This is a genomic window from Streptomyces sp. NPDC096132, assembly GCF_044763345.1.
GTDB lineage: Bacteria > Actinomycetota > Actinomycetes > Streptomycetales > Streptomycetaceae > Streptomyces.
Map to the genome: position 1 here is coordinate 646285 of NZ_JBIWGA010000002.1, position 14806 is coordinate 661090.

14 protein-coding genes are annotated in these 14806 nt (G+C 72.6%); 8 read left to right on the plus strand and 6 right to left on the minus strand.

The window, feature by feature from the left end; translation table 11 throughout:
• Positions 1-6: 6 nt before the first annotated feature.
• Positions 7-4032 (minus strand): BTAD domain-containing putative transcriptional regulator, encoded by a 4026-nt coding sequence (locus ACIRF9_RS07275; protein WP_403817654.1) that lies wholly within the window; start codon positions 4030-4032, stop codon positions 7-9.
• Between the two features lie 184 nt (positions 4033-4216).
• Here ACIRF9_RS07275 and ACIRF9_RS07280 point away from each other — a divergent pair, with 184 nt between their 5' ends.
• Positions 4217-5017: a site-2 protease family protein gene (locus tag ACIRF9_RS07280; RefSeq protein WP_403817657.1), complete on the plus strand. Its 801-nt coding sequence runs from the start codon at positions 4217-4219 to the stop codon at positions 5015-5017.
• Here ACIRF9_RS07280 and ACIRF9_RS07285 read toward each other — a convergent pair.
• Together ACIRF9_RS07285 and npdG are read right to left on the minus strand one after the other, a co-directional pair.
• The gene (locus tag ACIRF9_RS07285) at positions 5007-5240 is read right to left on the minus strand and encodes a hypothetical protein (RefSeq protein WP_403817660.1); all 234 of its coding nucleotides are present in this window, start codon (positions 5238-5240) and stop codon (positions 5007-5009) included. The two genes, ACIRF9_RS07280 and ACIRF9_RS07285, sit on opposite strands and share 11 nt — an antisense overlap.
• A gap of 4 nt (positions 5241-5244) precedes the next feature.
• Entirely contained in the window at positions 5245-5961 is a 717-nt protein-coding gene (npdG, locus tag ACIRF9_RS07290) for an NADPH-dependent F420 reductase (RefSeq protein ID WP_403817663.1), read from the minus strand.
• 103 nt (positions 5962-6064) lie between these two features.
• Between npdG and ACIRF9_RS07295 the strand changes: the two genes are divergently transcribed.
• The gene (locus tag ACIRF9_RS07295; protein ID WP_403817666.1) at positions 6065-6664 is read left to right on the plus strand and encodes a hypothetical protein; all 600 of its coding nucleotides are present in this window, start codon (positions 6065-6067) and stop codon (positions 6662-6664) included.
• A gap of 58 nt (positions 6665-6722) precedes the next feature.
• Positions 6723-8012: an MFS transporter gene (locus ACIRF9_RS07300; RefSeq protein ID WP_403817668.1), complete on the plus strand. Its 1290-nt coding sequence runs from the start codon at positions 6723-6725 to the stop codon at positions 8010-8012.
• Between the two features lie 18 nt (positions 8013-8030).
• Here the strand turns inward: ACIRF9_RS07300 and ACIRF9_RS07305 are convergent, their stop codons facing one another.
• Complete coding sequence (locus ACIRF9_RS07305; protein ID WP_403817671.1) at positions 8031-8264, minus strand: hypothetical protein; 234 nt, start codon at positions 8262-8264, stop codon at positions 8031-8033.
• A 58-nt stretch (positions 8265-8322) separates the two neighbouring features.
• Here ACIRF9_RS07305 and map point away from each other — a divergent pair, with 58 nt between their 5' ends.
• A complete protein-coding gene (gene map, locus ACIRF9_RS07310) occupies positions 8323-9180 on the plus strand; it encodes a type I methionyl aminopeptidase (RefSeq protein WP_403817674.1) in 858 nt (285 codons plus the stop codon).
• Between the two features lie 112 nt (positions 9181-9292).
• Entirely contained in the window at positions 9293-9940 is a 648-nt protein-coding gene (locus ACIRF9_RS07315; RefSeq protein ID WP_403817677.1) for a heme oxygenase (biliverdin-producing), read from the plus strand.
• A 78-nt stretch (positions 9941-10018) separates the two neighbouring features.
• On the opposite strand, the gene ACIRF9_RS07320 is transcribed toward ACIRF9_RS07315, so the two are convergent.
• Positions 10019-10435, minus strand: a complete 417-nt coding sequence (locus tag ACIRF9_RS07320) for a hypothetical protein (protein WP_403817680.1) — start codon at positions 10433-10435, stop codon at positions 10019-10021.
• A 131-nt stretch (positions 10436-10566) separates the two neighbouring features.
• On the minus strand, positions 10567-11220 hold the full coding sequence (locus ACIRF9_RS07325) for a PhzF family phenazine biosynthesis protein (protein WP_403817682.1): 654 nt from the start codon (positions 11218-11220) through the stop codon (positions 10567-10569).
• Between the two features lie 66 nt (positions 11221-11286).
• On the opposite strand from ACIRF9_RS07325, the gene ACIRF9_RS07330 reads away from it, so the two are divergent.
• From ACIRF9_RS07330 to efeO, 3 genes are all read left to right on the plus strand, one after another.
• Positions 11287-12327 (plus strand): FecCD family ABC transporter permease, encoded by a 1041-nt coding sequence (locus tag ACIRF9_RS07330; protein ID WP_403817685.1) that lies wholly within the window; start codon positions 11287-11289, stop codon positions 12325-12327.
• A gap of 319 nt (positions 12328-12646) precedes the next feature.
• Complete coding sequence (locus ACIRF9_RS07335) at positions 12647-13465, plus strand: heme ABC transporter ATP-binding protein (RefSeq protein ID WP_403817688.1); 819 nt, start codon at positions 12647-12649, stop codon at positions 13463-13465.
• 189 nt (positions 13466-13654) lie between these two features.
• Positions 13655-14794, plus strand: coding sequence for an iron uptake system protein EfeO (gene efeO / locus ACIRF9_RS07340; RefSeq protein ID WP_403817691.1), 1140 nt, complete (start codon positions 13655-13657; stop codon positions 14792-14794).
• Positions 14795-14806: the final 12 nt, after the last annotated feature.

Below are 14806 nucleotides of genomic sequence, written 5' to 3' on the forward strand. Positions count from 1 at the left end.
GACCGGTCACACCAGGGCGGCGGCCTCCTCGAAGGAGAGGCCGCCGCCCTCGGTGTAGGCGGCCTCGAACGCCTCGTCGCCGAGGGTGGCCCGGGCCGCTTCGGAGGCGAGCCGGTGGGACTCGCGCTCCAGGCGGACGGCGACATGGCTCGCGGGCAGCAGGGCGTCGGCGGTCCCGAGACAGCGGGCGGCGGCCGACGCCCGGCCACCGCCGTCCACACCGGCCAGGGCGATGGCGGCGATGCAGAGGTAGAAGGAACGCATGTGCGGGGCGACGGTCATGGACAGCCGGTCGGTGGCGCGTTCCAGGGCCTCGCGGATGGTGACCAGGGCGGCATCGTGATCGCCGCCGACCGCCTTCAGCCATGCCTCGGCGCCGAGGATGAAGGCGTCGAAGACGACGAAGTGCGCGAGGGCGAACTCCTCGCGCAGCAGCCGGAGCTGCTCCTGGGCCTCGGCTCGCCGGTCGGTGAGGCCCAGGTGGCCGGCGAGGAAGAGGCGGGCGGCGGGCATCGCGTCGTTGACGCTGCCCCACGGACCGGCGATCACCTCGCGCAGGGTCCGTTCGCCCCGCTCCTCCTCCCCCGCTTCGAGGAGCGCGCTGCCCAGCCGGGCGCCGAGGACCGCCATCTGGTGGCGGGCGCCGAGCCGTTCGGCCTGGCCCATGGCCTCCTCGTAGTCGGCGGCGGCCTCCAGGTAGGCGCCGAGCCGTTCATGTGCCTCGGCGCGCGCGGAGAGTGCCTCGGCCGCGCCCCAGGCGTCGCCCAGGCGGCGGAAGGTCTCCAGGGCCTCGTCGGCGTCCTGGCCCGCGTCGCCGGCCCAGTCGGAGCGGTTGGCGAGGAGGTTGGCGCGCAGTTGCAGACAGGCGGCGAGCTCGTACTCGTAGCCGGGGGTGCTGCGGCAGGTCGCGACGTTGGCGTCGAGGATGGTGCGGATGCGGTCGGTGCCGTCGACGAGCATCACGGCGTAGAACCAGAACAGGCCGGGGACCCGGCAGGTCTGCGGCAGGCCGGGTGTGTAGGTCTCGCTGATGGCCCGCAGTTTGCGCTGCGCGGCCGGGTTCTGCCAGGCGTCCAGCTCGGTTTCCATGCAGGTGAGATGGGCGAGGTGGACACCGCGCCGGGCCTCCGCGAGGGCCTCGCCGGCCAGTGGCGGCGGGGTGTCGGTGAGGGGTTTCCAGACGGGGGCGGCGGGGCGGACGGGGTCGGCGAAGGGGTCGGGGCCGAGGTCCATGACCGCGCGGGTCCAGGTGCGGGTCTCGATGCGCAGATCGCGCATCTGCCAGTACCAGACGAGGGACAGGGTGAGGCTGAGGGCTTCCTGCTCGTCGCGGGCGGCGACGGCGCGGCGCAGCGCGATGCGCAGGTTCTCGTACTCGAGCTGGAAGCGTTCGATGGCGGCGAGCTGACGCGGTCCGCGCAGCAACGGCTCGGTGGTGCGGGCGAGTTCGCGGTAGTACGTGAGGTGCGCGCGCTCGGCGTCCGCCCGCCGGCCGGTCTCGTCGAGCCGCTCGGCGGCGTACTCGGCGACGGTCTCCAGGAGCCGGTAGCGCATCGCGCCGTCGCCGGCCGGGGCGGCGACCACGAGGGACTTGTCGACGAGGGAGGCGAGGGGGTCGAGCGGGTCGCGCACGGCGGGCCCGCACACCGCCTCGACGGCGGCGAGGTCGCAGCCGCGGGCGAAGACGGACATCCGGGCCAGGACCTGGCGCTCCTCCTCGTCGAGCAGGTCCCAGGACCAGTCCACGACCGCGCGCAGGGTCTGCTGGCGGGGCAGGACGGTACGGCTGCCGGAGGTCAGCAGCCGGAACCGGTCGTCGAGCCGGTCGGCGATCTGACGTGGGGCCAGCATGCGCAGCCGGGCGGCGGCGAGCTCGATCGCGAGGGGCAGGCCGTCGAGCCGCCGGCAGATCTCGGCGCAGGCCTCGGGATCGTCCTCGACGCGGAACCCGGGCCGGGCGGCCGCGCCCCGGTCGGCGAACAGCCGCATTGCGACGGGCTCCGGCAGCGGCTCGACGGGACGCAGCAACTCCCCCGGCACACCGAGGGGTTCACGGCTCGTGGCGAGAACGGTCAGCCCGGGGCAGCGCCGGAGGAGTTCCTCGACGAGACGGGCGGCGGCCGCGACGACGTGCTCGCAGTTGTCGAGGACGATGAGCATGCGCCGCCGTGCGCAGTGCTCGACCAGCCGCTCCACGGGGTCGTCGTGCCGCTCGGCGGCGACCGCCCGCATCTCCTCGGCGCCGGCGCCGTACATCACGGTCTCCCGTGCCCCGACGGCGGTCAGCACGGCCTGCGGTACGGCGTCCGGGTCGGAGACGGGCGCGAGCTCGGCCAGCCACACCCCGTCGCGTGCGGCCTCGCGTACGCCCTCGGCGGCCTCCTGCGACAGCCGTGTCTTCCCCGCCCCGCCGGGCCCGAGCAGGGTGACGAGCCGCGCGTCCGCGAGGTCCCCCCGGATGGCGGCTATCTCGGCCTCCCGGCCGACGAAGGAGGTAAGCCGGGCGCGGAGGTTGCCGGGAGGGGACGGGGCGGCGAGGGCGGGGGGCACGGGCGAGGTGGCCGGGGCGACGACATGAGCGTTCCGCGCTACGGCGGCGTCGGGCACCGGGGCCGAGCCGACACCGTCCGGCGCTCCAGGGCCGGCCGGCGGCTGGGGCGGGACACCCGTGGACGAGCCGGGACCGGCGCCGTCCGGCGCGCCGGGGGCGGAAGGAGTGAAGGTGTGGGGAGAGGCGGGGGCCGTCGGCCCGGGGTGCGGGGCCGACGGGCCGAGGAACTCGCTGCGCGGGGCCGGGCGGTGAGGCGTCGACGGGGTGCGGAATTCGGCGCGCGGGGACGGGCCATGGGATGCCGACGAGGTGCCGAGCTCGGCGCGCGGGGACGGGCCATGGGATGCCGACGAGGTGCCGAGCTCGGCATGCGGGGCCGGGCCATGGGATGCCGACGAGGTGCCGAGCTCGGCGCGCGGGGACGGGCCGTGGGATGCCGACGAGGTGCCGAGCTCGGCATGCGGGGCCGGGCCGTGGGATGCCGACGAGGTGCCGAGCTCGGCGCGCGGGGACGGGCCATGGGGTGACGGCGAGGTGCCGAGCTCGGCGCGCGGGGACGGGCCGTGGGATGCCGACGGGCTGCCGAGCTCGGCGCGCGGGGACGGGCCATGGGATGCCGACGAGGTGCCGAGCTCGGCGCGCGGGGACGGGCCATGGGATGCCGACGAGGTGCCGAGCTCGGCGCGCGGGGACGGGCCGTGGGGTGACGGCGAGTTGCGGAGCTCGGTGTGCGGGGACGGGCCGTGGGGTGGCGGTGGGGCGAGGAGTTCGGCGTGCAGGGCGCGGAGGTCGGGGCCGGGGTCGGAGCCGAGGCGGTCGGCGAGGAGGTGGCGTACGTCCTCGTAGGCGGCCAGGGCCTGGGCCGGGCGGCCCGCGTCGCGCAGGGCGCGCAGGCGCAGGGACTGGAGGGGCTCGTCCAGGGGGTGGGCGTCGCACAGGGCGGTGAGTTCGGGGAGCGACTCCTCGGCGTGGCCGAGGGCGAGCGCGGCGGTGTGGCGGGCGCGCACGGCGTCCAGTCGGCGGGCCTCCCTGCGGGCCGCCTCCGAGGTGCGGTCGGGCAGGTCGGCGAGGGGCGGGTCCTGCCACAGGGCGAGGGCGTCGTCGAGGAGGGCGGCCGCCTTGCCGGGGTCGCCGTCGGCGAGGGCGCGGATGCCGTCGGCGGTGAGCCGTTCGAAGCGGTGCAGGTCCACGGCGTCGGGGGCGGCGGTGAGCCGGTAGCCGCCCTCGGCGGAGGCGATCTGCTCCGCGCCGAGGGCCCTGCGCAGCCGTCCGACCAGCGCCTGCAGCGCGCCCGGTGCGTCGGCGGGCGGGTCCCCGGCCCACACCTCCTCCACCAGTAGCCCCGCGGGCACGCTCCGCCCGGCCCGCAGGGCCAGCACCGTCAGCAGGGCACGCAGCCGCGCCCCGCCGACGGCGACGGGGGTGCCGTCGGGACGGAGTGCCTGGGTGGTGCCGAGGATGCGGTAGCGCACGGGGTTCATTCTCTCTGGCGGGCCGGTGGGCGGTCACGGGGTTCCGACGGGATGGCGCGGACGGCGTCGAGCACAGGCCACAGCCCCAGGTCCCCACCTTTCCATGGAACCCGGGGCCCACCGCGAGACGTTTTCCCGGTGCGCCCGGTACGGTCGGGCCGTTCCAAGCGTGCCGACGAGCTCAGGGAGCCTCATGACCAGCGTCACCACTCGCCGCGGCGACCGGAGGATCAGCCCCGTCTTCGTCGGGATCCTGGCCGTCACCGCGGTCACCGGCTGGGCGACCTGGACCGGGTTCGCCGAGCAGCCGGGCGTGGCCGTGTTCCTGTTCGTGACGGCGGCGTGGATCATCTCGCTGTGTCTGCACGAGTACGCGCACGCGCGCACCGCCCTGCACAGCGGCGACATCACGGTCGGCGAGAAGGGGTACCTCACCCTCAACCCGCTCAAGTACACGCACGCCCTGCTCAGCATCGTGCTGCCGGTGATCTTCGTGATCATGGGCGGGATCGGTCTGCCGGGTGGTGCCGTCTTCATCGAGCGGGGGCGGATCAAGGGTCGCTGGCGGCACAGCCTGGTCTCGGCGGCCGGCCCGCTGACGAACGTCCTGTTCGCCGCCGTCTGCACCGCGCCGTTCTGGCTCGACGCCCTGGACGGCGTGCCCGCCGACTTCCGGTACGCGCTCGCCTTCCTCGCCCTGCTCCAGGTCACGGCGGCGATCCTGAACTTCCTGCCGGTGCCCGGCCTGGACGGCTACGGGGTGATCGAGCCGTGGCTGTCGTACAACGTGAAGCGGCAGGTGGAGCCGTTCGCCCCGTTCGGGCTGCTGTTCGTGTTCGCGCTGCTGTGGGTGCCGTCGGTCAACGCCGTGTTCTTCGACGCGGTCGACGCGGTGCTGCGCGGGCTCGGCATCAGCGACTTCGACACGTACTGCGGCCAGGACCTCTACCGTTTCTGGCAGGGTACGAACGAGATCTGCGCGGTCAGCCCGTGACGGACTTGCGGGCCTTGTCCCGCTTGACGTAATACCAGGTCATGTTGGACGACAGGCCCGCCAGCAGCACCCAGACGATCCCGAGGAAGCTGCCCTGCGCGAAGGAGACGACCGCGGCGGCGACGGCCAGCAGACACACGATAAGGGTGTAGATCGCGAGGCGGGGCATAGGGGAGGGCTCCTGTCGGGGGACACGGGGTGTGCGTCGTCCAGTGTCCCCCATGTGCTCAGACGTCCGTGACCCGCAGTCCCGCGTGCGCCTTGTAGCGGCGGTTGACCGAGATCAGGTTGGCGACCAGGGACTCCACCTGGTGGGCGTTGCGCAGGCGCCCCGAGAAGACGCCGCGCATCCCGGGGATCCGGCCGGCCAGCGCCTGCACGATCTCCACGTCGGCGCGCTCCTCGCCGAGGACCATCACATCGGTGTCGATCTCCTCGATCTCCGGGTCCTGGAGCAGGACCGCCGAGAGGTGGTGGAAGGCGGCGGTGACCCGGGAGTCCGGCAGCAGGGCGGCGGCCTGCTCGGCGGCGCTGCCCTCCTCGGGCTTGAGCGCGTAGGCGCCCTTCTTGTCGAAGCCGAGCGGGTTGACGCAGTCGACGACGAGCTTGCCCGCCAGGTCCTCGCGCAGGGACTCCAGGGTCTTGCCGTGGCCGTCCCACGGCACGGCGACGATCACGATGTCGCTGCGGCGGGCGGTCTCGGCGTTGTCGGCGCCCTCGACGCCGTGGCCGAGCTCCGCGGCGGCGGCCTGCGCGCGGTCGGCGGCGCGCGAGCCGATGATCACCTTCTGGCCGGCCTTGGCGAGGCGGTAGGCGAGGCCCTTGCCCTGCGGGCCGGTTCCGCCGAGCACACCGACGACGAGGCCGGAGACGTCGGGAAGGTCCCACGGGTCCTTGGCGGGGGCCTTCGCGGGGGCGTTGTGTGCACTGTCGGTAGAGGTCATGGGCCGACTTTACGTGGGCGCGCCGGACGCCCCTTCGCCGTGCTGGGTGAATGAGGGGCGAACCCCGCGCCGGCGGTGGCCGACTGGGGCAGTATGCGGCCGCATGGACGCCGTACGGGTCGCGCTGCTGCGCGAGGTGCTCGCCGGGACACAGTGGCTGGGGGCCACGCGGAGGTTCGGCGCGGTGCTGCGGGGGTCGGTGGTCGCGCACGGGGGCGGACTGCTGCTGGTGGGGACGGCGCGGTACGAGCCCTGGCATCTCGCGGCGCATCTGGTGGACGAGGCCGCGTGGTCCGGTACGCCGGAGCTGGCGCCGACTCTCGTACGGCATCACGCGCGCCCTTCCGACCCCGCGCACCTCGCGGTGGGCCTCGGCCGGATCGAGGCGGCCCGGCGGGGCGAGACGCTGCTGGTGGCCTCGCCGGACGAGGACACGGCGCTGTTGGAGCGGGTGTCCGACGCGCGGCGGGCCGGGCTCACCGTGCTGGCCCTCGGCCCCGGCGAGGGCGAGCTGACGGGCCTGGCCCATGAGGCGCTGACCGTGCCGGACGGCTCGGAGCTGGACCTGGACACCGTGCAGCACCTGGTCAGCGCGGCGGCGGGCGAGAACGCGGGGCGCTCCGCGCGGACGCGGCGGAGTTTCCGTGACCGGCTCTCGAGGCTGGCGGAGTCCCTGACGGCCCCGCCCCCTCCCCCATGGTGACCTTCGCACCCGAAAAACCCGTTGCCCTCCTCCCCCGCTCCCCCAACCATGACCCCTCGTGGCTTCCGACTCCCTGCGCGCACTGCTCCCCGACCTCGCCCCCTGGCGGGCCTCCGTCGACTTCCGGCGGCTCTGGTTCTCGGGGCTGATCTCCAACTTCGGGAGTTTCCTGACGTTCGTCGCGCTGCCGGTGCAGTTGAAGGAGCTGACGGGGTCGGCCGCGGCGGTGGGGGCGATCGGCGCGGTGGAGGTCGTACCGCTGGTGGTGTTCGGGCTGTACGGAGGGGCCCTCGCGGACGCGCTCGACAAGCGGACGCTGATCGTGTGGACGGAGGCCGGGCAGGGGCTGCTCAGTGCCGCGCTGCTGGTCAACGCGCTGCTCCCGGAGCCCGCCGTATGGCCGCTCTATGTCGTCGCCGGTCTCTCCGCCGTCCTGTACTCCGTGCAGCGGCCCGCGATGGACTCGCTGTGGCCGCGGATCGTCGCCCACGAGCACCTGCCGGCCGCCGCCTCGCTCAACTCGCTGCGCTGGACCGTCGGCGGGGTGGCCGGACCGGCGGTGGCCGGGATCGTCGTCGCCTACGCGGGGCTCGGCTGGGCGTACGGCGCCGACGCCCTCACCTTCTTCGTCTCGCTCGCCCTCGTCGTGCGGATCGCCTCCTCCCCCGCCGCGCACGAGGCGGCGAAGCCGTCCCTGAGGGCGATAGCGGAGGGCGCCCGGTACGCCTGGGGCCGCAAGGAGCTGCTCGGGACGTACGCCGTCGACCTGGCCGCGATGTTCCTCGCCATGCCGCTCGCCGTGCTGCCGTTCCTCGCCGACGAGCTGGATGCCGAGTGGTCGCTGGGGCTGATGTACGCGTCGGTGCCGGCCGGGTCGATGCTGGTGAGCCTGACGAGCGGCTGGACCGCGCGGGTGCACCGGCACGGGCGGGCCGTCGTCGTCTCGGCCGCGCTGTGGGGTGTGGCGATCGCGGGTGCCGGGCTGGTCGGCAACGTCTGGCTTGCGCTGCTGTGTCTCACCTTCGCGGGCGGCTGCGACATGGTCAGCGGGATCTTCCGGGGCGCGATGTGGAACCAGACGATCCCGGACGAGCTGCGCGGACGGCTCGCCGGGATCGAGCTGCTGTCGTACTCGGTGGGGCCGACGGTCGGCCAGGTCCGCTCCGGTGGGTTCGCGGCCTGGCTCGGGGTACGGACGTCCGTCTGGTCGGGCGGGGTGCTGTGCGTCGGTGCCGTGGGGCTGCTGGCGCTGTGCCTGCCGGGGCTGATGCGTTACGACGTGCGGACCGACGAGCACGCGGCGCGGCTGCGCGAGCAGCGCGCGGCCGCGCCCGTGACCGGCACCTGATCGACCCGATCGGCCTGATCAGTCGTCGTCGGACGGGTTGCCCGCGGGGGCGTCGTGCCACCTGGGGTCGTTCTCCCACTGGAGGTTGCGCTCGCGGGCGCTCTCCATCGCGTGCTCGGCCTCCTGCCTGGAGGCGTAGGGGCCGAAGCGGTCCTTGCCCGGGCACTCCGGCCCTTCCTCGACCTTCTTGTGTTCCAGGCAGTAGTACCACTCGCCCGGCTTTCCCGTGACGCGCCTTTTGAACAGGGGCATGACCGGCTCCTCTCGCCACCCACATGTTCCCCCGCGACCGCTGGTTAGACTCGCTGGCATGTCTGGCCAGTCGCTGCTCGTGCCCGGGGAGCTGTCCCCCACCCGTTCCGTGCCCGGAAACATCCGTCGCCCCGAGTACGTCGGCAAGCCGGCGCCGACGCCGTACAAGGGTCCGGAGGTGCAGACTCCGGAGACGATCGAGGCGATGCGTGTCGCCGGGCGGATCGCCGCGCGGGCGATGGCGGAGGCCGCGAAGCTGATCGCGCCGGGGGTCACCACCGACGAACTGGACAAGGTGGCGCACGACTACATGTGCGACCACGGCGCCTACCCGTCCACGCTCGGCTACCGCGGCTTCCCCAAGTCCCTGTGCACCAGCGTCAACGAGGTCATCTGCCACGGCATCCCGGACTCGACGGTGCTGCGCGACGGCGACATCGTCAACCTCGACGTGACGGCGTACATCGGCGGGGTGCACGGCGACAACAACGCGACGTACCTGGTGGGGGACGTCGACGAGGAGAGCCGGCTGCTGGTGGAGCGGACCCGTGAGTCGCTGAACCGCGCGATCAAGGCGGTCAGGCCGGGACGCCAGATCAACATCATCGGCCGGGTGATCGAGTCGTACGCGAAGCGCTTCGGGTACGGCGTGGTCCGGGACTTCACCGGGCACGGGATCAACTCGTCGTTCCACTCGGGACTGATCATCCCGCACTACGACAGCCCGCACGCGACGACCGTGATCCAGCCGGGGATGACCTTCACGATCGAGCCGATGCTGACGCTCGGGACGCACGACTACGACATGTGGGACGACGGCTGGACCGTGGTGACCAAGGACCGCAGGCGGACCGCCCAGTTCGAGCACACGCTGGTGGTGACGGACACCGGGGCGGAGATCCTCACCCTGCCGTAGGAATCGAAGGCCCGCTCCCCGTCGGGAGCGGGCTTTTTCTTGTACGGTTTTACCGACAGGTCGTCGGCAAAAGCATTGACTTAGGTAAGCCTTACCTTAGAGGATAGGTCGTATGGACTCCTTCTCGACCGTCATCCGCACCGCCTCCCACGAGCAGCACATGGAGGCCGAGACCTCGACGTTCATGGGCGACCTCCTCGGCGGCAGGCTGGGGGTCGACGCCTACGCGCGCTACACCGAACAGCTGTGGTTCGTGTACGAGGCGCTGGAGACCGGCACCGAGCGGCTGGCGTCGGACCCGGTGGCCGGGCCCTTCGTGCGGCCCGAGCTGTTCCGGCTGGCCGCGCTGGAGCGGGACCTGGCCCATCTGCGGGGTGCCGACTGGCGGGCCGGACTGTCGGCCCTGCCGGCGACGCGGGCGTACGCGGACCGGGTGCGGGAGTGCGCCGAGCGGTGGCCCGCCGGGTATGTCGCCCACCACTACACGCGCTACCTCGGCGACCTCTCCGGCGGCCAGATCATCCGCGACAGGGCGGAGCGGACCTGGGGCTTCGAGAAGAAGGGCGACGGCGTCCGCTTCTACGTCTTCGAGGGGATCGGCAACCCGGCGGCGTTCAAGCGGGACTACCGCGAACTGCTGGACGGGGTGCGGGCGGACGACCTGGAGAAGCAGCGGATCGTCGCCGAGTGCAAGCGGGCCTTCGCGCTCAACACGGCCGTGTTCCGGGCGCTGGGCGAGGAGTTCCCGCTGTCGGCCTGAGCCCGCCGACGGCCGCCGAGCACGGGCCGGGCCCCTTCCCCGTGATGGGAAGGGGCCCGGTGCCGTGGGTCACGCCGGTCACCAGCCGCAGTGCGCGCCACCCCAGAAGATCTCGCTGTAGCCGTTCTTGACCTTGCCGAAGTACGGGCTGCACTTGTGGCCGTAGTACTTGTGGCCGTAGTGGTCCTTGCCGTAGCCCTTGTGGCCGTAGTCCTTGTAGCCGTGGTCCTTGTGGCCGTAGTCCTTGTCGCCGTAGTCGCTGTAACCGTGGTCCTTGTGGCCGTAGTCCTTGTGGCCGTAGTCCTTGTCGCCGTAGTCCTTGTCGCCGTGATCCTTGTGGCCGTAGTCCTTGTGGCCGTGGTCCTTGCCGTAATGGCCCTTGTCGTGGTGCTCCTTGCCGTAGTGGGGCCCGTCGTCGGCGACGGCGCTCGTCGCGCCGGTGGCGGCCAGGGCGAGCCCCAGGACGGTTGCGGCCAGGACCGATCGGATACGCATGATGCTCCTCTCAAGGAGGCGGAGTGGTCACGCCCAGAGGTAACCGTTCGCCTCCGGGCGCACACGCGGGACCACCCGTACGGACGTCCGATTCACCATGGACGCCCGCAGTCGGCCGTATCGTCCGGCGCTCAGCGCTCTGCGCCCTCCAGGTACACCCGGCCGCCGATCTCCACCCACCCGTACGGCTGCGGGGCCGTCAGGATCTGGGAGCCTGCGCCCTGGGTGATGTTCAGGGCGCGGCCGAGCCGCTCGGTGAGCAGGAGTGCCGCCGCGCCGGTCGCCTCGTCCTCCTCGACGCCGTCGCCACGGCCCGGGAAACCGCGGGCGCGGATCCGGCCGGCCGGCTCGTCCTCCCAGGCCCAGGCGTAGATCCACTCGCCGGGCGGCGGCACGCTCAGGTCGTCGATCTCGGCGGCGCTGCCGTACTGACGGAACGTGCGCGGCGGGACCCACTCCGCCCGCGCCTCGATCCAGCTGAACTCCCCGTCCAGACGTGCGCCCACCACCCCGGCCGGGGTGACCAGTTCGGGCACGTCGAGCAACCAGGCCGCGCCGACGCAGGGGTAGCCCGCGAACGGCAGGCGCAGGCTGGGCGTGTAGATGTCGATGACCCCGCGCTCGGGGTCGTCGACGAACACCGTCTCACTGAAGCCGAGTTTCGCCGCGAGGGCCTGGCGGTCCTCGCGGTCCGGCAGCACCGAGCCTTCGCGGACCACGCCCAGTTCGTTGCCGTAGCCGCCGTTCGGCGCGCAGAAGACGCGGAGCACGTCGTAATCAGTCACCCGGAAATTGAAGCACCGCACCGGCCGGGCCTCTTATGTAGGTAAGGCTAACCTAATATGACCCCCATGACTGTCAAGAGACGTGGCGCCGCCTGGCTGATCACCGCGGGGCTGGTCCTGGCGCTGCTCCTGGTCGTGCCGTCGGCCGGGGCCCTGGGGGCGTATCCGATCCCGGTCGGGGACGTACTGGCCTCCGTGCAGCACCGGATCGGGCTCGGGGGCGGGGAGTTGGACCGGGTCGCGGAGTCGGTGCTGTGGAACGTGCGGTTCCCGCGGATCGTGCTGGCGCTGCTCGTCGGGGCCTCGCTGGGGTGCGCGGGGGCCCTGATGCAGGGCGTGTTCGGCAATCCGCTCGCCGAGCCGGGCGTCATCGGGATCTCCTCGGGCGCGGCGGTGGGGGCGGTCGCGGCGATCGCGTTCGGGGTGAACGTCCTCGGGACCTGGACGGTGTCGGCGTTCGCGTTCCTCGCCGGGCTCGGGACCGTGCTGCTGGTGTACGCCATGTCGCGCTCCGGCGGGCGGACCGAGGTGGTGACGCTGATCCTCACCGGGATCGCCGTGAACGCGTTCGCGGGGGCGCTGATCGGGCTGTTCCTGTTCTTCGCGGACGCGGCGGCGATCCAGCAGATCACCTTCTGGCAGCTGGGTTCGCTGTCGCAGGCGACCTGGCCGAAGGTGCTGGCGGTGCTGCCGTGTGCGGTGGTCGGGCTGGCCGTGGCGCCCTTCCACTCACGGCGGCTGGACCTGCTGGCGCTCGGGGAGCGGCCGGCCCGGCATCTGGGGGTGGAGGTGGAGCGGTTGCGGATGGTGCTGATCCTGGTGATCGCGTTGCTGACGGCGGCGGCGGTGAGCGTGTCCGGGATCATCGGGTTCGTCGGGCTCGTGGTGCCGCATCTGCTGCGGATGGCGGCGGGGCCGGGTCACCGGTTCCTGGTGCCGGGCAGCGCCTTGCTGGGCGCCCTCGTCCTCCTCACCGCGGACCTCGCGTCGCGGACCCTCGCCGCGCCTGCGGAGCTGCCACTGGGTGTCCTGACCGCACTCCTGGGCAGCCCGTTCTTCTTCTGGCTGCTCCGCCGGACCCGGCGCCGCCAGGGCGGCTGGGCATGAGCCTCCGCGTGACGCGGAGCGCCGTTCGGGGGGCCGTCGTGGTGCGTCCGCGGGCCGTCCGTAGCCGGTCGCGCCCGCGCGGCGGAGCCGCATATCGACACAGCCCCGCGCCCCTCGGGGTCCGGGGCTCCGCCCCAGGACCCCGACGCCCCCACCCTCCCCACCGCTCCAACCCCGGCTCCCTCGCCACCAGCCGCCCCCAGCCCCCTCCCTCCACAGCACCGTCCCACCCCCTCCCTCCCGCCGCACCGGCGCCCAGCGCGCGGCGCAGCCCGGCGGCGCCCAGCCTGTCGGCGCCCCTCTCCTCAAGGAGCCCCGCATGAGACTTCTTCGTCACCGGCCGGCCCCTCCCGCGCGCCCCGCCCCGGGGGAGGTGCTCGCCGAGGCCGTCCGGCTTCGGGTGCGGCTTGGGGGACGGGAGGTGCTGCGGGGGGTGGATGTCGTCGTGCGGGCCGGGGAGGTGCTCGCGCTCGTGGGGCCCAACGGGGCCGGGAAGTCGACGTTGCTGGCGGCTCTCGCCGCGGATCTGGCGCCCGCCGAAGGGGTCGTACGGGTTCACGGGCGGTCGGCCGTGGAGTGGACGGCGCCCGAACTGGCGTTGCGGCGGGCCGTGTTGCCGCAGGCGGCGGCGCTGTCGTTCCCCTTCTTGGTGGAGGACGTCGTACGGATGGGGCGGGCGCCGCACGCCTCCTCGCCGGCCGAGGACGACCTCGCGGTCGCCGCGGCGATGGAGGCGACGGAGGTGAGCGCGTTCGCGGGGCGGCCGTTCTCCGCGTTGAGCGGGGGCGAGCGGGCCCGGGTCGCGCTGGCGCGGGTGCTCGCGCAGCGGGCGCCGCTGCTGCTGCTCGACGAGCCGACCGCCGCGCTGGATCTGAAGCATCAGGAGCTGGTGTTGCGGGTGTGCCGCGAGCGGGCGCGGGAGGGGGACGCGGTGGTCGTGGTGCTGCACGATCTGGGGCTCGCCGCCGCCTACGCGCACCGGGTCGCGATTCTCCACGGCGGTGCCGTCGCCGCGGACGGGGCTCCGGGTGAGGTGTTCGGGGAGCGGCTGCTCAGTGACGTCTACGACCAGGCGGTCGAAGTGCTTCCGCATCCACGGACGGGGGCCCTGCTCGTCACCCCCAAGCGGAATCTTTGAATCACCTTTGACCTTCTGTTGGGGTCCGTTTTGAGCCACCGTGATCGGCTCGTGCTCTTACAGCGTCTATGAGAGCTGAATCACGGCACGGGCGGGTATTACGCAGGTAAGCCTTGGATAAGTTAGGCGAGGCTCACCAATCCTCGTGAGTCCTGTCACGTGAATATTCAGCCATCGCTGGGAGCCCGAATGCGAGCCGCCAGACTGTCCGTCCTCACCGCCGTAGCCGCCGTGACCGCAGTCACCGCCGTCACGGGCTGCACCTCGAAGAGCGACGCCAAGGACGGCGACCGGGTCATCAACGTGACCGCCACCGACTCCAAGTGCGAGACCTCCAAGAAGGAGATATCCGCCGGGCACGTCGAGCTGGCCATCGAGAACAAGGGCTCCAAGGTCACCGAGGTGTACGTGCTGTTCCCGGACGACCGGGTGGTGACCGAGCGGGAGAACATCGGGCCCGGGACCAAGCAGCGCGTCACCGCCGAGGTGAAGGCCGGCGACTACCAGATCGCCTGCAAGCCCGGCATGAAGGGCACCGGCATCCGCCAGGACCTCAAGGTCACCGGCGGCACGGCCGCCAAGCGCAACCCGAAGCTGGACAAGGCCGTCGCCGACTACCGCGAGTACGCCCAGGAGCAGGCCGACGCCACCATCCCGCTCGTCAAGACCTTCACCGAGGCCATCAAGGCGGGCGACCTCGAAGCCGCCAAGAAGGCCTACGCGCCCTCGCGCCTCGGCTGGGAGCGCACCGAGCCGATCGCCGAGTCCTTCGGTGACATCGACCCGTTGACCGACACCCGCGAGGACGGCCTCGAGGACGGTCAGAAGTGGACCGGCTGGCACCGCCTGGAGAAGGCCCTCTGGCAGGACAAGAAGATCGGTGACGAGGAGAAGACCGTCGCCGGTCAGCTCGTCACCGACCTGGAGGACTGGCAGAAGCGGGTCGGCAAGGCGGAGATCACCCCGACCTCCATGGCCAACGGCGCCAAGGAACTGCTCGACGAGGTCGCCACCGGCAAGGTCACCGGCGAGGAGGACCGCTACTCGCACACCGACCTCTCCGACTTCAAGGCCAACGTCGAGGGCGCGCAGAAGGCGTACGAGCTGCTCAAGCCGGTCGCGCAGACGAACGACGCGGCGCTGACCACCGAGCTCGACAAGCGGTTCGCGGCGCTGAACACGCTGCTGGACAAGTACCGCGCGGACAAGACCTCGTACGACTTCGTCTCCTACGACAAGGTCACCGAGGCCCAGCGCAAGGAGCTCTCGGACGCGGTGAACGCGCTCGCGGAGCCCCTCTCGAAGCTCGCCGCGGCCGTGGTGAAGTAGGGGGCGACACAT